The sequence below is a fragment of the Bordetella genomosp. 1 genome (genome assembly GCF_002261335.1).
GTDB lineage: Bacteria > Pseudomonadota > Gammaproteobacteria > Burkholderiales > Burkholderiaceae_B > Bordetella.
In genome coordinates this window covers 1,684,761-1,709,534 of sequence record NZ_NEVL01000003.1, presented here as the reverse complement: position 1 = coordinate 1,709,534, position 24,774 = coordinate 1,684,761, and the positions used below count along the sequence as shown (strand labels likewise).

Sequence of the window (24,774 nt, the reverse complement as noted above, 5' to 3'; positions counted from 1 at the left end):
TAACAGGTCGGCCCCGGGCGTTGTTGCGGGGCGCATAGCCGCCTGTCCTGGCTTGTACTAAGATCCCGCAAAACAAGGCGGTATCGCCAGTAGGAGGGGCGCGCGTGGCGTGTCGTAAAGCGTGATGAGTGGGGCGTTGCAAGAGCGTCGGATCGGCCTGACCGTCCTGACCGGATTTCTGGGTAGCGGCAAAACCACGCTGTTGAATCGCCTGGTGCGCGATCCCGCGTACGCGGACGCCGCGGTCATCGTCAACGAGCTTGGCGACATCGGCATCGATCACCAATTGGTGCGCGTCGTCGACGATCGCATCGTGCTGCTGGAGGGCGGGTGCATCTGCTGCACCGTCAGCGGCGGCCTGGTCGACACGCTCAAATCGCTCTTCATGCTGGCGCTGCAGCGGCGCATCCGCCCATTCAAGCGCGTGCTCATCGAGACCACCGGCCTGGCCAGCCCCGCGCCCATCCTCTTCACGCTGCGCACCGACCCGTTCCTGGCCGAGCGCTACGTCTATCGCGGCGCGATCGCCGTGGCCGATGCGCAGCACCTGCACAATCATTTGCGCACGCAACCGGAAGCCACGCAGCAGCTGGCGCTCGCCGACGTCGTGGCGTTCAGCAAGGCCGACCTCGTCAACCCGGCGCGGCTCGAAAGCGCGCGCGCCGAGGTCATGCGCATCAATCCCGGCGTGCCCTGTACCGTGGTGCGGCCGGATCTGCCGCTCGATGCGATGCTGGGCGAGGCGGCGCTGGTGCGCGAACGCAGTTCCGCGCACAGTCTCGACGGCTGGCTCTCGGCCTACCGCAGTCCGGCGGGCATGCCCGGCCGGCTCGGCGGTCACGCGCAGGTCGAGCACTTCTCCATGACGCTGGCGGCGCCGCTTACGCGCGGCCAGTTTCTCGCGGGCATGCACGACGTGCAGGCGCGCTACGACAAGGGGCTGCTGCGCATCAAGGGCATGATCTGCTTCACCGGCGACGCGCTGCCCTGCGCGGTGCACGGGGTGCACCGGCAGCTCTATCCGCTCGAGACCCTGCCGCAATGGCCGGGCGACGGCCGCGATTCGCGGCTGGTCTTCATCCTGCGCGGCCTGTCCGCCGACACGGTCCAGACGCTGGTGCGACGCGCGCTGCACCAGCCACCCCGCTAAGCGCCTGCCTGCCCGGCCACCTGCGCATCGCTCCACCCGGGAGCGATTTTTTTGCGCGCCCGGCGGCTCGGGGTGGGCTCCATCCGATCAAAATACGGTATAAACAATGTCAATCTGATGCGTCAAACGAGACAATCATGGATCGTCTGAAAGCCATGCAGGTCTTTGTGGAAGTGGCCGACCGCGGCAGTCTGTCGGCGGCCGCCACCCATCTGGACATGTCCCGCGCCATGGTGTCGCGCTATCTCGCCGAGCTCGAGGAGTGGGTGGGGATACGGCTGCTGCACCGCACGACGCGGCGTCTCAGTCTTACCCCGGCCGGGGCCGAAACCCTGCCGCGCTGTCGCCGCATGCTGGATCTGGTGGGCGACATGCGCGACGCGGTCGCCACGCCGGAGGCCGCGCCCCGCGGCCTGTTGCGCGTGACGGCGCCCATGTCGTTCGGCACCAGCCAGCTGGTCGGCGTGGTGAGCGACTTCGTCACGCGCTACCCCGGCGCCTCGGTGGACCTGATGCTGGTCGATCGCGCGGTCAATCTGGTGGAAGAGCGCGTGGACCTGGCCGTGCGCATCACCAACGACGTCGATCCCAACCTGATCGCGCGCCATCTCGCCGATTGCCGCTCCCTGGTGTGTGCCGCGCCGTCCTATATCGAGAGAGCGGGCCTGCCGGCGCGCGCCGAAGACCTGTCGCTGCACAACTGCCTCACGCATTCCTACTTTGGCCGCAGTCTGTGGCGCTTCGTGCGTGACGGCGAAACCGTGGACGTGCCGGTGAGCGGCAACATCACCGCCAACGAGGCCGTGGTGCTGATGCGTGCCGCGCTGGGCGGTGCCGGCATCGCGCTGTTGCCCACCTACCTGGCCGCGCCCGAGGTGGCGGCGGGGCGCCTGCGCGCCATCCTGCCGGACTCCGAGCCGCAGGTGCTGGGCATCCACGGGGTCTACGCCTCGCGCCGCCAGATGCCGCTGATTCTGCGCACCATGCTGGATTTCCTGGTCGAGCGGCTGGGCTCGGCGCCCTGGGATCGGGACCTGCGGCGCTGAGCGGCGCCGGGCCACGCTGCCGGCCGCGGGCCGGGGCCCGGCGCGCTGGCCGCCGCGCTGGCCGCCGCGCTGGCCGGCTGCCGGCCGCAGGCGGTATAATTCCTCTCATAGGCTGACGCGTCGAGCCGCCTGCCCAAGCAGCGGCGGTCGACAGTTCGTTCAGCAGCCATTGGCGTCCGCGGTGCATGTTGCGCGGATTGACGTCTAGGGATCGTCTGCGGCACCCGGCCTGGATCAGGCTGGCGGCGGGTCGCTCCGGCGGGCAAAGGTGTGGCCGATCGGCCCCTTTCCCGTTCCGGCCAGGATGATTCAGTTCACTTCGACGGTTCAGGTTCACTTGCGATCGTCATCGAGACCTGGCGCGGGCGTCGTCCGCGCGCGGTTCCCGATGCAGCCCTGTCGAACATGGCGGCGCGAGTTGAACATGGCGGCGCGAGTTGCGCCGTGTTCTGCGATTCCGTTCTGTGCTTTTTGCTCTGCACCGTTACGCCGCATCGCGCATGGCGCGCGCGGCTCGCCTCCAGTCCGACTGGCGCGCGGTGCCAGGCGCAGGCATTGTGCTTGCGGGCAGCCGGACCCCGGTCCGGCAGATTAACTGTACGCATTTGAAGACACACGTGTTTTTCCGGTTCCCGATCTTCCACGTCCGGCACGGCCTCGCAGCCGCATTGTCGCCGGCGCGCGGCTGCGCGCCCGCGGCCCGCGTCCGGGGCGTGTCGGTGCGTGCTGTGCGGGTGTGGTTCGTGGGGGCGTGCGGTGTGCCGGGCGGCCTGGCGGCAGCCCTGCGTGGGCTGGCTTCGGCTTTGGCTTCGACTTCGGCGGGGACGCTGGCGCGGATCGCGCGCATTTCCGTGGCCCGCGCGTCGCTGTCTTCCGTCGCTGCTGCTGCTGCCGATCGTGCAGGCGACTTCGGCGCACTCGCGGAGACCGAATCCGGCGACGGAAATGAAAAAGGCCTGGCGATGTGCCAGGCCTCTATCGAATTTGGTTGCGGGGGCAGGATTTGAACCTACGACCTTCGGGTTATGAGCCCGACGAGCTGCCAGACTGCTCCACCCCGCGTCTGAGAAAGAAACTATAACCCGAATTCCAACCTGGTGCAAGTTTGCCGTTTTATGAATGAGTATCGATGAACGATAACGAAGCCACCCTCGTGCTGGAAACCGCGCTTTTGTGCGCGAGCCAGCCGATGCAGATCGCGGAGATGCGCAAGCTCTTCGGCGAGCATCCCGACTACGACAACGCCGTCGTGCGCGGCTGGCTCGAAACGCTGCAGGCGCAATGGAATGAGCGCGGCCTGGAGCTGGTGCAGCTGGCCTCGGGATGGCGGTTTCAGAGCCGTCCGGCCATGCAGCGTTATCTCGAGCGCCTCAATCCCGAGCGGCCGCCCAAGTATTCGCGCGCCGTGCTCGAGACCCTGGCCATCGTGGCCTGGCGCCAGCCGGTCACGCGCGGGGATATCGAGGACATCCGCGGCGTGACCGTGTCGTCGCAGATCGTGAAGGCGCTCGAGGATCGCGGCTGGATCGAGGTGATCGGGCATCGCGATGCGCCGGGCCGGCCCGCGCTGTTCGGCACCACGCGCCAGTTTCTCGATGACCTGGGCATGCGGGCGCTCGACGAGCTGCCGCCGCTCGAATCGGCGCAGGCCGCCGCGGCACTGGCCGGGCTGGACCTCGGCGGCGCGGAAATCCAGCCCGAAGAGATCGCCCAGGCCCAGGGCCTCGCGCCCGAGCCGCAGGAGGAGGGCGAGCCGCCGGCCGGCGTGCAGGGCGAGCTGGCGGGCGTCGATGGCGAGCCGGCCGACAGCACCGATTCCGACGTCGGCGTGGCCACGGCGTCACACACGCCTGAAGCATTGCCTGACACCGAGGCGGCGGATGGCGTAGAATCTTCGGTTTCGCAGGCCGAGAGCACCGGCGCCACGCCCCAGGGTGATGGCGACAATGCGGTCGAAGTCGATCGCAGCGAGGCCGCAGCGTCGGGTGAAAACCCGGCGTCGGGTGAAGCCCCGCTTTCGGAGGCCGGCCGCGATGTCGACGCCCTGATTGGCGACCCGGCGCAGCCTGCGCCCGTCGATGAGGGTGCCGGTGAAGGCGACGGCGAGCAGGCGGTTGGCGCGGGCGGTGTGGATCGCCCTGATGTCGACCCGCTCGCACAGGTCGCCGAGCCTGCCGGGGCCGAAGACGCCGCGGCGCAAGCGCCGGCTGTCGGCGCTCAGCACACCACCGAAAAAGCATTCCAGGGCGTGCATCCGGGCGACACCATCGTGCCGGAGGTCCCGGTGCCGCAGGCGGATCGTATCGATCCGCCCTCCGTGGCCGGTGAAACCACGCCCCCCGCGTCCGTGCCGGAATTCCAGCCGGGCCTGCAAGAACCCGAGATCGTGCCTCCTGCGCCCGCGGCCCAGCCCGGCGTACCCGGAGTGCCGAGTCCGTCCAACGACGAAGATGATGATGCGCTTGCCGGCGGCAAGCCTTCCCAAGTTTGATATCTGGAGCTGTCCCAGTGACAACCAATACACCGATGCAGGACGACAATTTCCCTGTCGATGACGGTGCCGATCACGTGATCGGTGCGAACGGCGCAGACGCCGCCGACGGCCCCTCGGCCGGCGCGGGCGAAGGCGAGGGCGGTGGCCGCGGTCGCGGCCGCAAGCTGCGTACGCCGTTCCGCCGCCGCCGCGGCGATGCCGAAGCCGCCACCGGGGAAAATGTCGGCGCTGCACCCGCCGAGAGCGCCGAAGACGCGCAATACGGCGAGCGCGATGCCGAGCAGGCCCTGTCGTATCTCGACAAGACCGCCCGCATCGAGCAGCGCCTGGGCAAGTACCTGAACTCCGACGTGGTGATGCCGAAGCTGCACAAGGTGCTGGCCGACGCCGGCATCGGCTCGCGGCGCGAGATGGAAGAGCTGATCGTGGCGGGCCGCGTGTCGGTCAACGGCGAGCCGGCCCACATCGGCCAGCGCGTGGCGCCCAACGATCAGGTGCGCGTCAACGGCAAGCAGATCACCCGCACCAACACCAAGAAGCCGCCGCGCGTGATCCTGTATCACAAGCCGGCCGGCGAGATCGTGAGCCACGACGACCCCGGCGGCCGCGCCAGCGTGTTCGCGCGCCTGCCCAAGCTGCGCACCGGCAAATGGCTGTCGGTCGGCCGCCTCGACCTGAACACCGAAGGCCTGCTGATCTTCACGACCTCGGGCGACATGGTCAACCGCATCATGCATCCGCGCTACGGCGCCGAGCGCGAGTACGCGGTCCGCGTGCTGGGCGAGATGGACGAGGCGCAACGCAAGTCCCTCACCGAGGGCATCGAGCTCGAAGACGGCCTGGCCGCGTTCGGTTCGTTCGAATACATCGGTGGCGACGGCAGCAACCGCTGGTACCGCGTCACGCTGCAGGAAGGCCGCAACCGCGAAGTGCGCCGCATGTTCGAAGCGGTCGGCGTGACCGTCAGCCGCCTGATCCGCACCCGCTTCGGCGATGTGGTGCTGCCGAGCAACCTGCGGCGCGGCCGCTGGGACGAGCTCGATCCCTCGCTGGTCACCGCGCTGATGGTGCAGCTCGGCCTGCTGCGCGACGACGACGGCGAATCGGGCTCCGGCCGCCGCAAGTCGCGCCAGCCGCAGTCGCACGACAGCGCGCTGCCCCCCGGCTTCGGCACCATGGATCGCAACGGCATGAATGGCGCGCGCATCGGCCGCCGCGGCAAGCTGCAGGGCGGCCGCGTCGGCAGCGCCGGCCAGGCGGCCGCGTGTCCCTCCGATCCGTTTGGCACGGGCCTGATGATCACCGGCGGCTATGCCAATGGCCATCCGCTCGGCAATGAGCCCTCGGGCAACCGGGGCGCGCGCGGCGGCAAGGGCCGTCCCGGCGCCGCGGGCGGCAATCGCGGTGGCGATGGCAATCGCGGCGGTGAAGGCGGTGGCAAGTCCGGTCGTGGCGGTGCCCGCAAGGGCGCTGCGGCGGGTGGCGGCCGCGCGCCGGCGCGCGCCGTCGCGGTCGAGGGCGACAAGCCGGCCAACGCCCGGCCCAAGAAGCCGCGTGGCGCCGGTCGCAATGCGGCGGGTGCGGGTGCGGCGGGCGGTGGCGCGGAAGGCGCGGTCCAGAAGCCGCGTGGCGCGGGCGGCAAGCCGCCGCGCGCGGCCAAGCAGGCGGGCGGCGGTGCCAACAAGGCCGCCGGTGGCAACAAGGCGTCCGGCGCCGGCAAGGCCCCCAACGGCAACAAGGCCGGCGGCGCGGGCAACAAGACGCGCGGCCGTCGCGGTGGCGGCGGCGGTGGTAATGGTGGCAACGGCGGCGGCCGCGGCGACGATTGGCAGCCCAAGGGCGCCTCTGCGCACGAGTCCCGTCTCGGCTTCATGGGCGGTCGCGGACGCGACCGCTGATCGAGCGGCCGGATCCGGCTGGCGGGCAGGGCGCCGATGTGGCGCCCGCGCGTCAGTCGGCCGGCAAGCCAGGCGGGGCGGTGCGCTGCGCGCGCCGCGCGGGTTCGGGATATCCCTTTTATGCGTCCCGAATACGCGTAAACCCGCGACGAATCAGGTAATTTCTCCCATTTTCTGGTAGAATCATTCGTTTTCATGGCGCGCGTATCTTTTGCCCTTGCTGCAGTTGCGGTGGGTGGCGGGGGAGACCTGCGCCAGCGTTGCTTGTTTTCACGCTTGCGTGTTTTTGAGCTGCTGTTTTTGAACCGCTGTTTTTGAGCTGACTGCGCCGGCTGGGTCCGGTGGCAGTGCGTGGTTGTGAGGGATGCAGGCGAAGGAAGTCGCTTCGCGCAGGGCCGGCCGATAGCCTGGCCGCACCCATCCGCCTCGGCCGCAGCGGCGAAATTCCCCGGCGACGCAGGTCGCAACATTGGGTCTGCCCAGGAGCTGCCAACCGGCATGCGCCGGGTGGGCGATAGGGTGGGCTGGGCGTACAGCCCATTTTTTTTGAGCGTATGGCTGATTTATTCACACTGACCGAAGAAGCGCTGGCTGGCATGGACATCGAACTCGTCGATGTCGAACGTGCCGCCCTGGGATTGCTGCGCGTGACGATCGACCGTGAGGGCGGCGTGCGCATCGAAGACTGCGAACAGGTCTCGCGTCAGCTGTCGCGTGTGTTTGAGGTCGAAAACATCGACTACAAGCGGCTCGAGGTCGGCTCGCCGGGCATCGATCGCCCGTTGCGCAACGAAGCGGAGTTCCGCCGCTTCGTCGGCGAACGCGTGGAGATCAAGCTGCGCGAGGCGATCGAGAGTCGCAAAGTGTTTACCGGCATCCTGCGTCTGGCCGAGCCGGCGTCTTCCGAAGAAGGCGCGGCTCAGGACAAGACCGTGTTCGGTCTCGAATTTGAGGCAAAGAAGGACGATATCCAAGTGTTGAGCTTCACGCTCGCTGACATCGAGCGCGCCAAGCTGGATCCCGTTCTGGATTTCAAGGGCAAAAAGCGATGAGTCGCGAAATTCTTCTGTTGGTCGATGCGCTGGCGCGTGAGAAAAACGTCGCGCGGGATGTCGTGTTCGGGGCGCTGGAAGGCGCACTGGCTTCGGCCATGAAAAAGCGTTTCAAGGAAGACGCCGATATCCGCGTCTCGATCGATCGCGAAACCGGCAGCCACGAGGGCTTCCGCCGGTGGCTCGTCGTGCCTGACGAGGCCGGCCTGCAAGAGCCCGACAAGCAGGAAATGCTGTCGGACGCCCAGGAAATCGTGCCGGGCATCGCCGAGGGCGATTACATCGAAGAGCCGCTCGAGCCGGTCGAATTCGGCCGTATCGGCGCGCAGGCCGCCAAGCAGGCGATCCTGCAGAAGATCCGTGACGCCGAGCGCGAGCAGGTGCTCAACGACTTCCTCGACCGTGGCGAGACCATCATCTCCGGCACGATCAAGCGCATGGACAAGGGCGATGCCATCATCGAGACCGGCAAGATCGAAGCCCGTCTGCCGCGCTCGGAAATGATCCCCAAGGAAAACCTGCGCATCGGCGATCGCGTCCGCGCCTTCGTGCTGCGTGTCGACCACGCCGCCCGTGGCCAGCAGGTGATCCTGTCGCGCACCTCGCCCGAGTTCATCCGCCAGCTCTTCGAAAACGAAGTGCCCGAGATCGAACAGGGCCTGCTCGAGATCAAGGCCGCCGCCCGCGACGCCGGCGTGCGCGCCAAGATCGCCGTCATCGCCTACGACAAGCGTATCGATCCGATCGGTACCTGCGTCGGCATGCGCGGTTCGCGTGTCACCGCCGTGCGCAACGAGCTCGGCGGCGAACAGGTCGACATCGTGCTGTGGTCGGAAGATCCGGCCCAGTTCGTCATCGGCGCGCTGGCCCCGGCCAACGTCGAGTCGATCGTGGTCGACGAAGACAAGCACGCGATGGACGTCGTGGTCGACGAAGAAAACCTGCCCAAGGCGATCGGCGCCAAGGGCCAGAACGTGCGTCTGGCCTCCGAGCTGACCGGCTGGCAGATCAACATCATGACGCCCGAAGAAAGCCTGAACCGTCAGGAAACCGAGCGGACCTCGCTGCGCGCCACCTTCATGCAGAAGCTGGACGTGGACGAGGAAGTCGCCGACATCCTGATCGACGAAGGTTTCACCGGCATCGAAGAAATCGCCTACGTGCCCATGCAGGAACTGCTGGAAATCGAGGCGTTCGACGAAGACACCATCAACGAGCTGCGTGCCCGTGCCCGCAACGCGCTGCTGACCGAGGCGATTGCCCAGGAAGAGCGGCTCGAAACGGCCCAGGACCTCCTCGAACTCGAAGGCGTGACGCCCGAGCTGGCTGGCAAGCTGGCCGAGCGTCAGGTGCACACCCGTGACGATCTGGCCGAGCTCTCGACCGACGAGCTGGCGGAAATCGCCGGCCTGGACGAAGCCCAGGCAAGCGATCTGATCATGCGTGCGCGCGCTCACTGGTTCGACGAGGAATGACCCGCCCCGCCCATCCGGCCGGCGGTCCGCCGCGAGTTGAAGTTTGTAATTAGTTGCATATAGGGAAGAGAGCCTAATGTCGAGTAATACTGTCGCCCAGTTCGCTACCGAGCTGAAAATGCCTGCCAACGTGCTGCTGGAGCAGTTGCGTGCGGCCGGCGTTGACCTCAAATCGGTCGACGATTCCGTCACCGACAGCGACAAGGCGAAGTTGCTCGACTCGCTGCGGCGCGCGCACGGTGGCTCTGAAGGCAAGAAGATCACGCTGACGCGACGCCAGACTTCCGAGATCCGGCAGGCCGACGCCACGGGTCGGTCGCGCACGATCCAGGTCGAGGTGCGCAAGAAGCGCGTCTTCGTGAAGCGCGATCCGGCCGAGCTGGCCGCCGAGCAGGCCGCGGAAAACGCCGAGGCCCTCGAAGCCGGCGCCGCCGCCGCTGCGGCCGATCCCGTTGTCGAGCAGCCCGCTGCCGCCCCCGAGGCTGAAAAGCCGCAGGTGCAGCACGAGACGGCTCCCCAGGCGCCTGAAGCCGAAGCGGTTGCGCAAGCGCCCCAGGCTGAAGCCGTGCAGGAAGCGCCGAAGGCCGAAGTGGCCCCCGCGCCTGAGGCCCCCGTGGCCGAACCCGCGCCCGCACCGGCTCCCGAGCCGGCCGCCGCGGCCCCCCAGGACGCGCCGGCCCCGGTCGCCGAAACGCCCGCCGAACCTGCTGCCCAGGCCCAACCTGAGCCGCAATCCGACTCCCAACCCGAAGCTTCCCGCAATCAATCTCCGGCACAGCCCGCCGAGCCCGAAGCCAAGAATGAAACCGCCGCCGAGCAAAAATCCGATGGCGCTCGGCCTGAACCTGTTGTGCACGCTCAAACTGATCTGAACCCCAAGACCCCGGCCGCCGCACCCGCTGCGAAGAACCAACCCGAAGCCCCCAAGGCTGCTGCGCGCCAGGAAGCGCCCAAGGCTGCCGCGCGTCCCGACGCGCGCCGCGCCGCGCCGCCGCTCGCCGCCGCTGCCGCGTCGGGCTCCGACCGTCCGCGTGAAGAGGCGCGCCGCGCCGCCGCCGAGGCCGAAGCCGCCGCGCTGCGCGAGATGCTGAACCGTCCGCGCAAGGTGCTGCGCGCTCCCGAGCCGGAGCCCGCGCCCACCGCCATCTCCGGCACGCTGCACAAGCCCGCCGGCAAGCCGGCCGCGCCTGGCGCCAAGAAAGACGCCAAGCCCGCCGCGCCCGGCGCCAAGAAGGTCATCAAGACGGCCGAAGTCTCGTCGACCTGGAATGACGACGCGTCGCGCAAGAAGCCTGCCGACAAGCCCGCCGCCCCCGCCTCGCGCGATGGCTGGCGTGCCGGTGGCAAGGGCGGCGGCAAGGGTGGCCGCAACCAGCGCAACCAGCACAACGATCGCCGCAACGAGCCGGTGGCGCAGGAATTCATCGCGCGTGAGATCCACGTCCCCGAGACCATCAGCGTGGCCGACCTGGCCCACAAGATGTCGGTCAAGGCCGCCGAGGTGATCAAGCAGCTGATGAAGCTGGGCCAGATGGTCACGATCAACCAGGTCCTGGACCAGGAAACCGCGATGATCGTGGTCGAAGAACTCGGCCACGTCGCGATCGCCGCCAAGCTCGACGATCCGGAAGCCTTCCTCGACCTCACGCCCGCCACGTCCGAAGCCGAATCGCTGCCGCGTGCGCCGGTCGTCACGGTCATGGGCCACGTCGACCACGGCAAGACCTCGCTGCTCGACTACATCCGCCGCGCCAAGGTCGCCGCGGGTGAAGCCGGCGGCATCACGCAGCACATCGGCGCCTACCACGTCGAAACCGGCCGCGGCGTCGTGACGTTCCTCGACACCCCGGGCCACGAGGCCTTCACGGCCATGCGTGCCCGTGGCGCCAAGGCCACCGACATCGTGATCCTGGTGGTTGCCGCCGACGACGGCGTGATGCCCCAGACGCGTGAAGCCATTCACCATGCCAAGGCTGCCGGCGTGCCGCTGGTCGTGGCCGTGAACAAGATCGACAAGCCCGATGCCAACCCGGACCGCGTCAAGCAGGAACTGGTGGCCGAAGAGGTCGTGCCCGAAGAGTACGGCGGCGACGTGCCGTTCGTGGCCGTGTCGGCCAAGACCGGCGCCGGCATCGACGATCTGCTCGAAAACGTGCTGCTGCAGGCCGAAATCCTCGAACTCAAGGCGCAGGTCGACGCCCCGGCCAAGGGCCTGGTGATCGAAGCGCGCCTCGACAAGGGCCGTGGCCCCGTGGCCACCATCCTGGTCCAGAGCGGCACGCTCAAGCGCGGCGACGTGATCCTGGCCGGCGCGAGCTTCGGCCGCGTGCGTGCCATGCTCGACGAAAACGGCAAGCAGATCCAGACCGCCGGTCCGTCGATCCCCTGCGAAATCCAGGGCCTGACCGACGTGCCCGCCGCCGGCGACGAGCTGATCGTCCTGTCCGACGAGCGCAAGGCGCGCGAAATCGCGCTGTTCCGCCAGGGCAAGTTCCGCGACGTCAAGCTGGCCCGCCAGCAGGCCGCCAAGCTCGAGTCGATGTTCGACAACATGGGCGAAGGCACCCAGACCCTGCCCCTCATCGTCAAGACCGACGTGCAGGGTTCGCAGGAAGCGCTGGTGGCTGCGCTCACCAAGCTCTCGACCGACGAAGTGCGCGTCCAGGTGGTTCACGCCGCCGTGGGTGGTATCTCCGAAAGCGACGTCAACCTGGCGATCGCCTCCAATGCCGTCGTGATCGGCTTCAACGTGCGCGCCGAACAGAGCGCCAAGAAGCTGGCCGAGAACAACGGCATCGACCTGCGCTACTACAACATCATCTACGACGCCGTGGATGAGGTGAAGGCGGCCATGTCGGGCATGCTGGCCCCGGAAAAGCGCGAAGAAGTCATCGGCCTGGTCGAGATCCGCGAGGTCTACACGATCTCGCGCATCGGCACCGTCGCCGGTTGTATGGTTCTCGACGGTCTGGTGCGTCGCGATTCGCAGGTCCGCCTGCTGCGCAACAACGTGGTCCAATGGACCGGCCAGCTCGATTCGCTGCGCCGCTTCAAGGACGACGTCAAGGAAGTCAAATCGGGCTTCGATTGCGGCCTGACGCTGCGCGGCAACAACGATCTCCAGGTGGGCGACCAGCTGGAAGTCTTTGAAATCAAGGAAATTGCGCGTACGCTGTAAAGCAAACGTGCGATTCAAGTTGTTTTCCACATGAGCCGTCACAAGTCCAAATCCATCCCCGGCCGCAACCTGCGGCTGGCCGACCAGATCCAGAAGGATCTGGCCGGGATCATCCAGCGCGAGATCGACATGTCCCGCGCTGGCTTGATCACGCTCTCGGGCGTGGAGCTGTCGGCCGACTACGCACATGCCAAGGTCCACTTCACGGTCTTGGGCGCCGAGCCCGAGACCGCTGCTGCCTTGCTGAACGAGAAGGCCGGCTGGCTGCATTCGCAGCTCTACAAGCTGCTGCATATCCACACCGTACCGACCCTGCGCTTCTATCACGATCCGCAGATCACGCGTGGCATCGAAATGTCGATGCTGATCGACCGCGCCAATCGTGGGCCCCATTCCGGCGTGCCCGACGAACCCGAAGACCAGTCCTGATCGGGCTGTCGTCGCTGTTTTTTCGCTTTTTTCCGGATCTAGACGATGGCCAAACGACGCGGGCTCGCGCTCGATGGTGTGCTGCTGCTCGACAAACCCGTGGGCTTGTCGAGCAATCACGCTTTGCAGCGTGCGCGGCGTGCCATGGACGCGGCCAAGGCCGGCCATACCGGCACGCTGGACCCGTTCGCGACGGGTCTGCTGCTCTGCTGTATGGGCCGCGCGACCAAGATTTCCGGCGCGATGCTCGATGCCGACAAGACCTACCGTGCGCTCATCCAGTTCGGTGAAGAAACCGACAGCGGCGACCTCACCGGCAACATCGTGGCGCGCGCCGACGCAGGCTTTGCCGGCGTGACGCGCGAGCAGGTCCTCGACGTGCTGTCACGTTTCCAGGGCAGCATCGAGCAGATTCCGCCCATGTATTCCGCGCTCAAGCGCGACGGCAAGCCGCTCTATGAGTATGCGCGTGCCGGCATTGAATTGGAGCGCCCGCCGCGGCGGGTGACCATCCACCGCATCGAGCTGCTGTCCTGTGATGGCATGCAGGCAGAGATCGATGTGGCGTGCAGTAAAGGGACGTACATCCGTACCCTGGCCCAGGACATCGGGCGGGCGTTGGGATGCTACGGCCACCTGGCGGCGTTGCGGCGTACGCAAGTCGGGCCATTCACGCTCGATCGCGCCGTAACCCTCGAAGCCTTGCAGGCGATGCCCGATCCCAAGACGGCGCTGCTTGCACTGAACGAATTGCCGGCGGGCCTGCTGCCCGCCAACCGAACTTAAAGGACCCTGCTATGACCCGCGCCTTGCGCAACGTCGCCATCATCGCCCACGTGGACCACGGCAAGACCACGCTGGTTGACCAACTCCTGCGCCAATCCGGCACCTTCCGCGAAAACCAGGCGGTGGCCGAGCGGGTCATGGACTCGAACGATCTCGAAAAAGAACGCGGGATCACCATTCTGGCCAAGAACTGCGCGGTCGAGTACCAGGGCACGCACATCAACATCGTCGACACCCCGGGACACGCCGACTTCGGCGGTGAAGTCGAGCGCGTGCTGTCGATGGTCGACGGCGTGCTGCTGCTGGTCGACGCGGTCGAGGGCCCGATGCCCCAGACCATCTTCGTGACCCGCAAGGCACTGGCGCTGGGCCTCAAGCCCATCGTGGTGGTCAACAAGATCGACCGTCCGGGCGCCCGCCCCGACTTCGTCATCAACGCCACGTTCGAACTGTTCGACAAGCTGGGCGCCACCGAAGAGCAGCTCGACTTCCCGGTGATCTTCGCCTCGGGCCTGTCGGGTTACGCCGGCCTCACCGCCGACGTGCGCGACGGCGACATGCGTCCGCTGTTCGAAGCCATCCTGCAACACGTGCCGCAGCGCGATGACGATCCCAACGGCTCGCTGCAGATGCAGATCATCTCGCTCGACTACAACAGCTACGTCGGCAAGATCGGCGTAGGCCGCATCAACCGTGGCCGCATGCGCCCCGGCATGGACGTCGCGTTCCGCTTCGGTCCGGAAGGCCAGCCGCAACGCGGCCGCATCAACCAGGTGCTGAAGTTCAGCGGCCTGGAGCGCGTCGTGGTGGAAGAAGCCGAAGCCGGCGACATCGTGCTGATCAACGGCATCGAAGACCTGAACATCGGCACCACCGTGACCGATCCGGCGAATCCGGAAGCGCTGCCCGTGCTGCGCATCGACGAGCCGACGCTGACCATGAACTTCATGGTCAACACCTCGCCGCTGGCCGGCCGTGAAGGCAAGTTCGTGACCAGCCGCCAGCTGCGCGACCGCCTCGACCGCGAACTGAAGTCCAACGTGGCGCTGCGCGTGCGCGACACCGGCGACGACACCGTGTTCGAAGTGTCGGGCCGCGGCGAACTGCACCTGACCATCCTGCTCGAAACGATGCGTCGCGAAGGCTACGAGCTGGCCGTGTCGCGCCCGCGCGTGGTGTTCAAGGAAATCGACGGCGTGAAGTGCGAGCCGGTCGAAGCCCTCACGGTCGACGTCGAAGACGGTCACCAGGGTGGCGTGATGGAAGAGCTGGGCCGCCGCAAGGGCGACCTGCAGGACATGCAGCCGGACGGCCGTGGCCGTACGCGCCTGGAATACCTGATCCCGGCCCGTGGCCTGATCGGCTTCCAGAACGAATTCCTGACGCTGACCCGCGGCACCGGCCTGATGAGCCACACGTTCCACGAGTACGCCCCGGTCAAGGACGGTTCGATCGGCGAGCGTCGCAACGGCGTGCTGATCAGCCAGGACAACGGCGACGCCGTGGCCTACGCGCTGTGGAAGCTGCAGGATCGCGGCCGCATGTTCGTGAGCCCGGGCGAGCCGCTGTACGAAGGCATGATCATCGGCATCCACAGCCGTGACAACGACCTGGTCGTGAACCCGATCAAGGGCAAGCAGCTGACCAACGTCCGTGCCTCGGGCACCGACGAAGCCGTGCGCCTGGTGCCGCCGATCCAGCTGACGCTGGAATACGCGGTCGAGTTCATCGATGACGACGAACTGGTCGAGATCACGCCGAAGTCGATCCGCCTGCGCAAGCGCTACCTGCAGGAACACGAGCGCCGCCGCGCCTCGCGCGAAGGCGCATAAGCGCTGGCAGCCTCGAGCCTGTGAAGAGGGCGCATCGGCAACGATGCGCCCTTTTTCATGGCCGCGCGGTTCAGGCGGCGCGGTGCTGATGCCGGTATTCCTGGGTGCGCCCGCCGTAACCGTAGGCGGCCGCGCGCGCGTCGATCACGTGCACGTACGACACCTCCGAGAGCGGCGCCAGGATCTCGGCGAAGGCCGCATGCACCGCGGCCAGGAAGCGCGCCTTTTCCGCCTTGGTGTTGGTCTCGTCGGTGACGCTGATGTCGAGATGGAAGGCATTGCGGCCCAGCTCGGCCAGGCTGCGGCCCGCGATGTACCACTGCTCGGGCGCCACGTGCAGCAGCGTAATGGCGATCACCGCGCGGTCCTTGCCCAGGACCTCGTGCGTGAGGTCCATGGTGGCTTGCACGATGCGGCGGTCGCGGGCGGGGTCGGGCTGGCCGGACAGATGGATGACGATGTGGGGCATGAGACGCTCCTGGGCGGGACGGCCGGTGTGGCCGGATGACTGCAGTCTAGGGACGGCCTTGTTTCCGGAAAAGCGGGAAGATATGATGGAATCCATCGAAATTACTGATGGATGTGGGCCCGGTGCGCCCTCCGCTGCCATGGCTTCCTTCGACCTCGATCAATTGCGCACCTTCGTCGCCGTGGCCGACGCGGGCAGCCTGACGGCGGCGGCGCCGCGCGTGTTCCTGTCGCAGTCGTCCGTGAGCGAACAGGTGCGCAAGCTCGAGGAGCGGGCGGGGCAGGTGCTGTTCAAGCGCAGCAAGAGCGGCGCCGTACTCACGCCGGCGGGCGTGCGGCTGCTCGACTACGCGCGCCGCATCCTGGCGCTGGCCGAGCAGGCGCAGCGCGACATGCGCGGCCTGGCGCTCGAAGGGGACCTGCGCCTGGCCATCACCGACTACTTCCGGCCCAACGAGATCAGCCCGCTGCTGGCGCGGCTCAAGCACACCTATCCGGGCCTGCGGCTGCGGGTGGAGATCGCCAAGAGCGACCTGGTGCGCGCGGCCTATGCGCGCGGCGAGCTGGACGTGGGCGTGGCCATGCGGGTGCGCGAGGCGGCCTCGGGCGAGAGCGAGCCGGACCCGGCCTGGGTGCTGCGGCGCGAGCCGCTGGCCTGGCTGGCGGGCGAGGCCTTCGACGGCCAGCCGCAGGACGCGTCGCTGTCGTTGCTGTGTCTCACCGAATCCTGCTCATTGCGCCAATACACCGAAGCGGTGCTGCGCCGTGCCGACGTGCCTTACGGCGTGTCGCACGTGACGACCGGCGTGGCCGGCCTGCAGATGGCGCTGGCCGCGGGGCTGGGTGTGGCGTGCCTGAACCAGGGCGCCATGATCGACGGCATCGTGGCGTGGCGCGGCGCCGACCGGCTGCCGCCCCTGGGCGAGGCCGTGTTCGAGGCGCTGCCGCCGCGCGCGGGCGAAGACGCGCGCGCGGGGCAGGTGCGCGACGCGGTGGTCGCGCATTTCCGCTGAGGGCCGCTCAGGCCGGCAGCGACGGCGCGTAGCCTTCGGCCGGCACGTTGGCCTGCTCGAAGAATTCGACCACGCGGCGCACCACCTTCTTCGGATCGTCTTCGATGATGAAGAGGTTGAGGTCGTGCGCGCCGATCATGCCGTTGCCCAGCAATTGATCGCCGAGCCAGTCGACCAGGCCATGCCAGAATTCGCTGCCCACCAGGATGATCGGGGCCGGCGGCACCTTGCCGGTCTGGATCAGGGTGAGGGCCTCGAACAGCTCGTCCATCGTGCCGAAGCCGCCCGGCATCGAGACATAGGCCGCGCTGTGCATGAAGAACGTGGCCTTGCGCGAGTAGAAATAATCGAACTGCAGACTGATGGTCTGGTATTCGTTATTGTGGGCCTCGTGCGGCAGGTTGATGTTGAGCCCGATGCTGGTGCCGCCGGCCTCGAAGGCGCCCTTGTTGGCGGCCTCCATGATGCCGGGGCCGCCGCCCGCGATCACGGCGAAGCCCGCATCGGCGAGGCCCGCCGCGATCTGCGCGGCGGTTTCGTAGTACGGCGAGTTGCGGCTGATCCGGGCGCTCCCGAACACGCTCACGGCCGGCCCGATATGCGTCAGCTTTTCGGCCGCCGTCTTTATCTCTGACATAATCACCGGTATTTGCATGCCGGCGGGAGTCTCTTTCTCTGCCTTTGTAACCATGAAAAAAACCTTGTTGCTGGTAGACGGTTCGAGCTACTTGTACCGCGCCTTTCACGCCATGCCTGATCTGCGCAATGCCCAGGGCGAACCGACCGGGGCTATCTATGGCGTCGTGAACATGCTCAAGAAGCTGGTTCACGATCATAAGGCAGAGTATGCCGCATGCATTTTCGATGCGCGCGGCAAGACGTTTCGCGACGACCTCTATCCTGACTATAAATCGCACCGGCCGCCCATGCCGCCAGACCTGGCGGCGCAGATCGAGCCGATCCACGAGACCATCCGCGCCATGGGCTGGCCGCTGCTGGCCATCGAAGGCGTGGAGGCCGATGACATCATCGGCACGCTGGCTCGCCAGGCGGCCGCGCAGGGTATCCACGCCATCGTGTCCACCGGCGACAAGGATCTGGCGCAGTTGGTCGATCCCCATATTACGCTGGTCAACACGATGAGCGGTGAAACGCTGGATCCGGCCGGCGTGGTCGCCAAGTTCGGCGTGCCGCCGGAGCGCATCGTCGATTACCTGATGCTGGTCGGCGATGCCGTCGACAACGTGCCGGGCGTGACCAAGGTCGGGCCCAAGACGGCCGTGAAATGGCTGGGCGAATACGAGTCGATCGACAACCTCGTGGCGCACGCCGCCGACATCAAGGGCGTGGCGGGCAACAACCTGCGCGAGGCGATTCCGAATTTCCCGCTCACGCGCGAATTGCTCACCGTGAAGTGCGACTGCGACCTGACCGGCCACATCACCGGCATCCAGGATCTCGAGCCGCGTCCGCAGGACAACGAGACCCTCATGCGCGTGTTCGACCGCTATGGCTTCCGCACCTGGCTGCGCGAGCTGAGCGGCGAGACGCAGCGCGTGCCCACCGGCGACGCCCGCGCGGTCGAGGCCGCGCACGCGGCGCCGGTCGAGGCGCATTATCAGATCATCACCGAGTGGTCCGATCTCGAAGTCTGGATGAAGCAGGTCGACGAGGCCGCCTTGGTGGCGCTCGACACCGAAACCACCTCGCTCGACGAGATGCAGGCGCGCCTGGTCGGCGTGTCGATGGCGGTGGCGCCCGGCGTGGCTTGCTACGTGCCGCTGGCGCACCGCGGCCCCGACGTCACCGCGCAGCTGCCCAAGCACGAGGTGATCGAGCGCCTGCGCGGCTGGCTCGAGGATCCGCTGCGTCCCAAGCTGCTGCATCACGCCAAGTACGACACGCACGTGTTCGCCAACGAGGGCGTGGCGCTCAAGGGCGTCGCCGAAGACACGATGCTGCAGGCCTATGTGCTGGAATCGCATCGCGGCGTCGGTCTCAACGACCTGGCCCAGCGCTTCCTGGGCCGCAGCGGCGTCAACTACGAAGATCTGTGCGGCAAGGGCGCCAAGCAGATCGGCTTCGACGAGGTCGCGATCGACAAGGCCGGCTTCTATGCCGCCGAGGATGCCGACTTCACCCTGCAGCTGCATCAGGCCCTGCGTCCGCGCGTGGCCGCCGATGCCGGCCTGGAGCGCACCTACCAGCTCGAGCTGGAGGTCTCGCGCGTGCTCAACGTGATCGAGCGCAACGGCGTGCTGGTCGACGCCAACGAGCTGGGCCGCCAGAGCAATGTGCTGGGCCGCGAGATGTTGACGCTGGAGCAGCGTGCCTACGAGCTCGCCGGCCAGCCGTTCAACCTGAACTCGCCCAAGCAGCTGGGCGAGATCCTGTTTGGCCGCATGGGCCTGCCGGTGGTGCGCAAGACCGCCAGCGGCGCGCCCTCGACCGACGAGGAAGTGCTGTCGAAGCTGGCGCAGGATTACCCGCTGCCGCAGGTGCTGCTCGAATACCGCGGGCTGTCCAAGCTCAAGTCGACCTACACCGACAAGCTGCCGCGCATGATCAACCCGGCCACCCGGCGCGTGCACACGCACTATTCGCAGGCCGCGGTGATCACGGGCCGGCTGGCCTCGTCCGATCCCAACCTGCAGAACATTCCGGTGCGCACCGAGGCCGGCCGCCGCGTGCGCGAGGCGTTCGTGGCACCCGAGGGCCGCGTGCTGCTGTCGGCCGACTATTCGCAGATCGAGCTGCGCATCATGGCGCACGTCTCCGACGACGCCAATCTGCAGCGTGCCTTCGCCGCCGGCGAAGACATCCACCGCGCCACCGCGGCCGAGGTGTTCAACGTGCCGCTCGACCAGGTCAGCGCCGACCAGCGCCGCGCGGCCAAGGCGATCAACTTCGGCCTGATCTACGGCATGGGCGTGTTCGGCCTGGCGTCCAACCTGGGCATCACGCGCGACGCGGCCCAGCAGTACATCGACCGCTACTTCACCCGCTATCCGGGCGTGGCGCGCTACATGGACGACACGCGCCGCCTGGCGCACGACCAGGGCTACGTCGAAACCGTGTTCGGCCGCCGCCTGCAGCTGCCCGACATCAACGCCGGCTCCGGTCCGCGCCGCCAGGGCGCGGAGCGCGCCGCGATCAACGCGCCGATGCAGGGCACCGCGGCCGACCTGATCAAGCTCGCCATGGTGGCGGTGCAGGACTGGCTGGACGCGCAGGGGCTCAAGAGCCTGGTCATCATGCAGGTGCACGATGAACTGGTGCTGGAGGTGCCCGAGGCCGAACTCGACCAGGTGCGCGCGCAACTGCCGCGCCTGATGAGCGAGGTGGCCGAGCTGCGCGTGCCGCTGGTGGCCGAGGTGGGCGAGGGGCGCAACTGGGAGCAGGCCCACTGAGGCCATATGACCTGGCCGGGTGGGCCGGGGGCCCGTCGATCGGGCGCGATGCGCCGGCCCCATCGAAGGGGCCCGTTACCGGGCCTCGTCGCTGGCCTGCGCTGCCGGCCTCCTTTGGCGGTGCCCATCGATTCTTCCCCGCGGCCAGCCTCACCGAGACGTTCTCAGGGGGCTGCACGCCCCCGCAGGGGCACGGCGGTGCCGTTGGGTGCCCACCCCGGGGACGGGTCGCCACGGCCCGCTGGACGCGCCGGCCGGCCCCTCCCGCCGCCGCCCGACACCCCCTCGCCGCGGCGCGCCGCCCGCCGGCCCGGCGGGCGAGCTCGGACGATTTCCCAGCGCCGGGATGAAACAATATAATGTTGCGCTTTCGCCCCTCCCGGTTTCCATTCCCATGTTGCTACTCTGGATCGTCCTGGCCACGGTTGCTGGCGGTCTGATCGCCATTTCGATCGCGAGCTGGCTGGCCTATCGCGTGTTCGCGCGCTATCTGCACCACATGGTGAGCCTGTCGGTCGGCGTGCTGTTGTCGGTGGCCCTGCTGCATCTGCTGCCCGAAGCGTTCGAAGGCGCCACCGCCGACGTCCACACGCTGTTCGCCCTGATGCTGGCCAGCCTGATCGGCTTCTTCGTGCTGGAGAAGATCGCGCTGCTGCGCCACAGCCATCACCACGAAGGCGACGGCCATCATCATCACAAGGGTCACGACCGGCACGAAGCCGGCCGCGGCGGCCTCCTGATCCTGATCGGCAGTTCCCTGCACAATCTGTGCGACGGGGTGCTGGTGGCGGCCGCGTTCCTCACGGATCCCATCCTGGGCGTGCTCACCGCCGCGTCCATCATCGTGCACGAGGTGCCGCACAAGCTCGGCGATTTCGTGGTGTTGATCAACGCCGGGCTGCAGCGCAAGCGCGCGTTCGGTTTGATCCTCTTCACCAGCCTGTGCACCGCCATCGGGGGCGGTGTAGGATATTTCGTGTTGCAGGAAGCGCAAGGGCTCGTGCCCTATGTGCTGGTCGTCGCGGCCAGCAGCTTCCTGTACATCTCGGTTGCCGACCTGATGCCGCAAATGCACGAGCGCGTCACGCTGGCCGATGCGGTGCCGCAGCTCGTGCTGGTCGGTATCGGGGTCGCCATCATCTACGGCGTCACCTCGTTCATGCATCACGGCCACGACCACGGCCACGATCACGCGCACGACGCCGCGCGGATCGAGGCGCCGCACTCGCACTAGCGCCGCGGGCGGGCACCGGGATCCTCTGTCCCTTCCCAGGAGTCCGCCCCATGAATTTCGCCGCCGCCGCCGGTCAGCCCGCCGACACCACGATCCACACCGACGCCGCCGGGCTGGTGCACGGCGACTTCGCCCTGCCCGTGGCCGACGGCACGCAACAGGCCTACTACGCCGCCCCCGCCGGCAAGAAAGACCTGCCGATCATCCTGGTGGTCCAGGAGATCTTCGGCGTGCACGAACACATCAAGGACATCTGCCGCCGCCTGGCGCATGCGGGCTATCTCGCGATCGCCAGCAATCTCTACGAGCGCCAGGGCGACGCCTCGCAATACACCGACATCTCCAAGCTGGTGGCCGAGCTGGTGTCCAAGGTGCCCGACGAGCAGGTGTTCGCCGACCTCGACGCCGCCGTGGCCTGGGCCAAGCAGAACGGCGGCGACACCTCGCGCCTGGGCATCACCGGCTTCTGCTGGGGCGGCCGCATCACCTGGATGTACAGCGCCTACAACCCCAAGGTGCGCGCCGGCGTGGCCTGGTACGGCAAGCTCGCCGCCGGGCACGGCCCGCTCATCAAGCAGGTGGCGCTCGACGTGGCCGGCAAGCTCAACGGCCCGGTGCTGGGCCTCTATGGCGCACAGGATCACAGTATCCCGCTCGAAGACATCGACGCCATGAAGCAGCGCCTGTCGGCGGGCGGCGAGGCCAGCCAGGCCTCGAGCTTCGTGGTCTATCCCGAGGCCGGCCACGCCTTCCTGGCCGACTACCGCCCCAGCTATCGCGCCGAGGACGCGCGCGACGGCTGGGCCCGCATGCTGACCTGGTTCCAGCGCTACCTGGGCTGAGCCGCGCTCGCCGGCGCGGGCAGGAGGGGGGCGACCTCGATGAGGTCGTCGACGATCGCGAAGGCGCCGGCCTCGCGCAGCCTGGCGTCGTGGCCCGGGCCGATATGGCCGGCGGCCACGTCGCCTACCACCCGCATCCCGGCCGCGCGTGCCGCGCGCACGCCCGGTACGCTGTCCTCCACCACCAGGCAATGCCCGGGCGCCACGCCCATCGTGGCCGCCGCATGCAGGAACAGGTCGGGCCAGGGCTTGCCGCGCGCCACCTGCGTCACGCTGAAGAGATGCGGCTCGAACCGGTCCGCCAGGCCGGCGATGCCGAGGTTGACGCGCAGCCGGTCGCGTTCGCTGCTGGAGGCCACGCAATACGGAATGCCGCGCGCGCGCAGCAGGTCGGTGAGTTCGCGTGCGTGGGGCAGGGCGCGCAGCTCGTTGCGGAAGATCGCCTCCAGGCTGTCGGCGTAGTCGGCCTCGAAGTGGTCCGGCAGGGTGACGCCATGTTCCTGCTGCAGCGTCTGCCACTGGTCGCGGTCGGGGATGCCGGCAAAGCGCAGCGCCAGCTCGCGCGGCGTGAGCGCGATGCCGTAGGGCGCGAGCGCGCGCGACTGGGCGTGGGCCGCGATGATTTCGCTGTCGATCAGCACGCCGTCGCAGTCGAAGATCACGAGTTGCACGGGCAGGTCAGGCTGGGACATCGCGGATGCTCCGGGGCAGGACGGCGGCGCGGGCCCGCGCCACGGGCGGTGCGGATGCGCACCGCCTGCAACGATATCAGTTGCCCGCGTCGCGCAGACGACTGGGCAGCAGCTCGCCGTGGCGCGCCAGCAGCGGATAGGCGGACGCGCCGATCAGGTGCGAGTTGATGCCCTTCATGTCGCGCAGGATGTCGAGATAGAGCGCGCCGGCCTCGGCCGAATCCACCTTGCCCGACTTGATCTGCGCCAGGTGGGCCTCGGCGGCCTCGGCCTCCAGCGTGCGGAAACGCGCCTTCTCGCCGGCCAGCGCGCGCGCCTGGCGCAGGTCGTCATTGACGAACAGGGCCGCGGCCTGGCGCTGGTTCGCCAGCAGCGCGCTCAGCGTCTCGTCGACCCGGGCGCGCTGCTCCGCGGTGAGCACCAGGCCCTGCTTGCGCAGCCGGCCGATGTGGCCGAGCAGGCCGTGATAGGTGATGTCGGCCGCGTGCCCCACGTTGCTGGCGAAGGCCACGATGCTGTCGACCCGCTGGCGGTCTTCCTGCGTCATGTTTTCCTGGTCCAGCGTTGCGACGTAGGTGGTGATGGCGGTCTCAAGCTTGTCCACGGCCGCGTCGAGCTGGCGCGCCTGCACCATGCGATGGCGGTTGTCGCGCTTGAAGCCGGCGCGCGCGTACAGCAGCAGGGTCTGCAGCATGTCGGTCAGGCGCAGCGACTCGCGCGCCGCGTTGCCCAGCGCCACCGCCGGCACGTCGTGCGCCCATTCGTCGAGATACTGCGGGCGCGAGGGGTCGTTGGGGTCGGCCCGCTTGGGCAGCCAGCGGGTCAGCAGGGCCGCGTAGGGCGTGAGCAGCGGCAGGAAGAACAGCGCCACCACGATGTTGAACAGGGTGTGGAAGTTGGCCACGGCGCGGGCCGGATCGGCCGACATGCCGTTCATCCACGGCGCCAGCCAGGGCAGCAGGATCACGCCCAGCAGCACGCCGGCCACGCGCGTGAGCAGATTGCCCAGCGGCAGGCGGCGCGCCGCCGGATCGTCGCCGGTCACGCCCTCGAGCATGGGGTTGACCGCGGTGCCGAGGTTGGCGCCCAGCACCAGCGCGAAGGCCATGTGCGGCTGCACGATGCCGTGGCTCACGAGCGACATGATCAGCACCACGACCGCCACGCTGGAGTGCGCGGCCCAGGTGAAGGCGGCGGCGATCAGCACCGCCGCGACCGGCTGGCTGTCGAGCGCGCCCAGGATCATGGCCAGCATCGGCGCGCTTTCGAAGGGGGCGAACAGCTCGACCAGCAGGTGCAGCGCCATCAGCAGCAGGCCCAGGCCGATGAAGACCCGGCCCAGGTCGCGCGTGCGGCCCGGCTGGTAGCGGCGGAACATCCACACCCCGAGCAGGATGAGGATCGGCGCGGCGGCGGTGAGGTCGAACGACAGCAGCTGCACGATCAGCGTCGTGCCCACGTTCGCGCCCAGCATGGCGGCCAGCGCGGGCACGAGGCTCACCACGCCGCCGGCGGCAAAGCCGGTGATCATCAGCCCGGTCGCGGTACTGCTCTGCAGCACCGCGGTGATGCCCAGCCCGGCGAGGAAGGCGCGCAGGCGGGTGCCCAGCGCCTTGCCCAGCGCGGCGCTCAGGGCCGCGCCGAAGGCGCGCTGCACACCCGTCTGCACCATGTGAACGCCCCACAACAGCAGGGCGACGTAACCCGCAAAATCCAGCAACGGCAACAGTCCCGACATGACACTCCTCAGGCCTGGAATCCGGGCGGTGTCGAGC

General features: G+C 68.1%; 18 protein-coding genes, 1 tRNA gene and 1 pseudogene. 15 read left to right on the top strand and 5 right to left on the bottom strand.

Annotated features, from left to right (window positions below; all coding sequences use genetic code 11):
* Positions 1-124: 124 nt before the first annotated feature.
* The 3 genes from CEG14_RS16100 to CEG14_RS26050 all read left to right on the top strand — a co-directional run bounded on the left by CEG14_RS16100 (position 125) and on the right by CEG14_RS26050 (position 3,203).
* Complete coding sequence (locus CEG14_RS16100) at positions 125-1,150, top strand: CobW family GTP-binding protein (RefSeq protein WP_094827313.1); 1,026 nt, start codon at positions 125-127, stop codon at positions 1,148-1,150.
* 137 nt (positions 1,151-1,287) lie between these two features.
* Positions 1,288-2,196: a LysR family transcriptional regulator gene (locus CEG14_RS16095; RefSeq protein WP_094827312.1), complete on the top strand. Its 909-nt coding sequence runs from the start codon at positions 1,288-1,290 to the stop codon at positions 2,194-2,196.
* Positions 2,197-2,813: 617 nt separating this feature from the next.
* Positions 2,814-3,203, top strand: a complete 390-nt coding sequence (locus CEG14_RS26050; RefSeq protein ID WP_143277228.1) for a hypothetical protein — start codon at positions 2,814-2,816, stop codon at positions 3,201-3,203.
* Here CEG14_RS26050 and CEG14_RS16090 read toward each other — a convergent pair.
* Positions 3,182-3,258 (bottom strand) — tRNA-Met (locus tag CEG14_RS16090). The genes CEG14_RS26050 and CEG14_RS16090 overlap by 22 nt on opposite strands.
* A gap of 67 nt (positions 3,259-3,325) precedes the next feature.
* Between CEG14_RS16090 and scpB the strand changes: the two are divergent.
* From scpB to typA, 8 genes and pseudogenes are all read left to right on the top strand, one after another.
* Positions 3,326-3,893: pseudogene (scpB, locus tag CEG14_RS26800) on the top strand (SMC-Scp complex subunit ScpB); the annotation flags it as partial.
* Between the two features lie 829 nt (positions 3,894-4,722).
* Positions 4,723-6,588, top strand: a complete 1,866-nt coding sequence (locus CEG14_RS16080; RefSeq protein WP_094827310.1) for a pseudouridine synthase — start codon at positions 4,723-4,725, stop codon at positions 6,586-6,588.
* Positions 6,589-7,142: 554 nt separating this feature from the next.
* Positions 7,143-7,640 (top strand): ribosome maturation factor RimP, encoded by a 498-nt coding sequence (gene rimP, locus CEG14_RS16075; protein WP_094827309.1) that lies wholly within the window; start codon positions 7,143-7,145, stop codon positions 7,638-7,640.
* Positions 7,637-9,115 (top strand): transcription termination factor NusA, encoded by a 1,479-nt coding sequence (gene nusA / locus CEG14_RS16070; RefSeq protein WP_094827308.1) that lies wholly within the window; start codon positions 7,637-7,639, stop codon positions 9,113-9,115. Before rimP ends, nusA begins: the two co-directional genes overlap by 4 nt.
* A gap of 76 nt (positions 9,116-9,191) precedes the next feature.
* Entirely contained in the window at positions 9,192-12,293 is a 3,102-nt protein-coding gene (gene infB / locus CEG14_RS16065) for a translation initiation factor IF-2 (protein WP_094827307.1), read from the top strand.
* A gap of 30 nt (positions 12,294-12,323) precedes the next feature.
* Positions 12,324-12,722, top strand: coding sequence for a 30S ribosome-binding factor RbfA (gene rbfA, locus CEG14_RS16060; protein WP_094827306.1), 399 nt, complete (start codon positions 12,324-12,326; stop codon positions 12,720-12,722).
* Positions 12,723-12,767: 45 nt separating this feature from the next.
* A complete protein-coding gene (gene truB / locus CEG14_RS16055) occupies positions 12,768-13,508 on the top strand; it encodes a tRNA pseudouridine(55) synthase TruB (protein ID WP_094827305.1) in 741 nt (246 codons plus the stop codon).
* Between the two features lie 11 nt (positions 13,509-13,519).
* The gene (gene typA, locus CEG14_RS16050) at positions 13,520-15,340 is read left to right on the top strand and encodes a translational GTPase TypA (RefSeq protein WP_094827304.1); all 1,821 of its coding nucleotides are present in this window, start codon (positions 13,520-13,522) and stop codon (positions 15,338-15,340) included.
* A 70-nt stretch (positions 15,341-15,410) separates the two neighbouring features.
* Here the strand turns inward: typA and CEG14_RS16045 are convergent, their stop codons facing one another.
* The gene (locus tag CEG14_RS16045; protein WP_094827303.1) at positions 15,411-15,809 is read right to left on the bottom strand and encodes a tautomerase family protein; all 399 of its coding nucleotides are present in this window, start codon (positions 15,807-15,809) and stop codon (positions 15,411-15,413) included.
* A gap of 139 nt (positions 15,810-15,948) precedes the next feature.
* On the opposite strand from CEG14_RS16045, the gene CEG14_RS16040 reads away from it, so the two are divergent.
* Complete coding sequence (locus CEG14_RS16040; protein ID WP_094827302.1) at positions 15,949-16,821, top strand: LysR family transcriptional regulator; 873 nt, start codon at positions 15,949-15,951, stop codon at positions 16,819-16,821.
* A gap of 7 nt (positions 16,822-16,828) precedes the next feature.
* Here CEG14_RS16040 and CEG14_RS16035 read toward each other — a convergent pair whose 3' ends face one another.
* Positions 16,829-17,458: a TIGR00730 family Rossman fold protein gene (locus CEG14_RS16035; RefSeq protein WP_094827301.1), complete on the bottom strand. Its 630-nt coding sequence runs from the start codon at positions 17,456-17,458 to the stop codon at positions 16,829-16,831.
* 52 nt (positions 17,459-17,510) lie between these two features.
* Here CEG14_RS16035 and polA point away from each other — a divergent pair, with 52 nt between their 5' ends.
* From polA to CEG14_RS16020, 3 genes are all read left to right on the top strand, one after another.
* Positions 17,511-20,231 (top strand): DNA polymerase I, encoded by a 2,721-nt coding sequence (polA, locus tag CEG14_RS16030; RefSeq protein ID WP_094827300.1) that lies wholly within the window; start codon positions 17,511-17,513, stop codon positions 20,229-20,231.
* Between the two features lie 394 nt (positions 20,232-20,625).
* The gene (locus CEG14_RS16025) at positions 20,626-21,465 is read left to right on the top strand and encodes a ZIP family metal transporter (RefSeq protein ID WP_094827299.1); all 840 of its coding nucleotides are present in this window, start codon (positions 20,626-20,628) and stop codon (positions 21,463-21,465) included.
* Between the two features lie 50 nt (positions 21,466-21,515).
* A complete protein-coding gene (locus CEG14_RS16020) occupies positions 21,516-22,307 on the top strand; it encodes a dienelactone hydrolase family protein (RefSeq protein WP_094827298.1) in 792 nt (263 codons plus the stop codon).
* On the opposite strand, the gene CEG14_RS16015 is transcribed toward CEG14_RS16020, so the two are convergent.
* Together CEG14_RS16015 and CEG14_RS16010 are read right to left on the bottom strand one after the other, a co-directional pair.
* A complete protein-coding gene (locus CEG14_RS16015; RefSeq protein WP_094827297.1) occupies positions 22,295-22,999 on the bottom strand; it encodes an HAD family hydrolase in 705 nt (234 codons plus the stop codon). The two genes, CEG14_RS16020 and CEG14_RS16015, sit on opposite strands and share 13 nt — an antisense overlap.
* A gap of 76 nt (positions 23,000-23,075) precedes the next feature.
* Complete coding sequence (locus CEG14_RS16010; protein WP_094827296.1) at positions 23,076-24,737, bottom strand: Na/Pi cotransporter family protein; 1,662 nt, start codon at positions 24,735-24,737, stop codon at positions 23,076-23,078.
* Between the last annotated feature and the right edge of the window lie 37 nt (positions 24,738-24,774).

Excerpts from the sequence above, each read along its gene's own strand:
- CEG14_RS16100 (WP_094827313.1), top strand. The coding sequence starts at position 125 with ATGAGTGGGGCGTTGCAAGAGCGTCGGATCGGCCTGACCGTCCTGACC.
- CEG14_RS16095 (WP_094827312.1), top strand. The coding sequence starts at position 1,288 with ATGGATCGTCTGAAAGCCATGCAGGTCTTTGTGGAAGTGGCCGACCGC.
- CEG14_RS16080 (WP_094827310.1), top strand. The coding sequence starts at position 4,723 with ATGCAGGACGACAATTTCCCTGTCGATGACGGTGCCGATCACGTGATC.
- rimP (WP_094827309.1), top strand. The coding sequence starts at position 7,143 with ATGGCTGATTTATTCACACTGACCGAAGAAGCGCTGGCTGGCATGGAC.
- nusA (WP_094827308.1), top strand. The coding sequence starts at position 7,637 with ATGAGTCGCGAAATTCTTCTGTTGGTCGATGCGCTGGCGCGTGAGAAA.
- infB (WP_094827307.1), top strand. The coding sequence starts at position 9,192 with ATGTCGAGTAATACTGTCGCCCAGTTCGCTACCGAGCTGAAAATGCCT.
- rbfA (WP_094827306.1), top strand. The coding sequence starts at position 12,324 with ATGAGCCGTCACAAGTCCAAATCCATCCCCGGCCGCAACCTGCGGCTG.
- truB (WP_094827305.1), top strand. The coding sequence starts at position 12,768 with ATGGCCAAACGACGCGGGCTCGCGCTCGATGGTGTGCTGCTGCTCGAC.
- typA (WP_094827304.1), top strand. The coding sequence starts at position 13,520 with ATGACCCGCGCCTTGCGCAACGTCGCCATCATCGCCCACGTGGACCAC.
- CEG14_RS16045 (WP_094827303.1), bottom strand. The coding sequence starts at position 15,809 with ATGCCCCACATCGTCATCCATCTGTCCGGCCAGCCCGACCCCGCCCGC.
- CEG14_RS16040 (WP_094827302.1), top strand. The coding sequence starts at position 15,949 with ATGGCTTCCTTCGACCTCGATCAATTGCGCACCTTCGTCGCCGTGGCC.
- CEG14_RS16035 (WP_094827301.1), bottom strand. The coding sequence starts at position 17,458 with ATGTCAGAGATAAAGACGGCGGCCGAAAAGCTGACGCATATCGGGCCG.
- polA (WP_094827300.1), top strand. The coding sequence starts at position 17,511 with ATGAAAAAAACCTTGTTGCTGGTAGACGGTTCGAGCTACTTGTACCGC.
- CEG14_RS16025 (WP_094827299.1), top strand. The coding sequence starts at position 20,626 with ATGTTGCTACTCTGGATCGTCCTGGCCACGGTTGCTGGCGGTCTGATC.
- CEG14_RS16020 (WP_094827298.1), top strand. The coding sequence starts at position 21,516 with ATGAATTTCGCCGCCGCCGCCGGTCAGCCCGCCGACACCACGATCCAC.
- CEG14_RS16015 (WP_094827297.1), bottom strand. The coding sequence starts at position 22,999 with ATGTCCCAGCCTGACCTGCCCGTGCAACTCGTGATCTTCGACTGCGAC.
- CEG14_RS16010 (WP_094827296.1), bottom strand. The coding sequence starts at position 24,737 with ATGTCGGGACTGTTGCCGTTGCTGGATTTTGCGGGTTACGTCGCCCTG.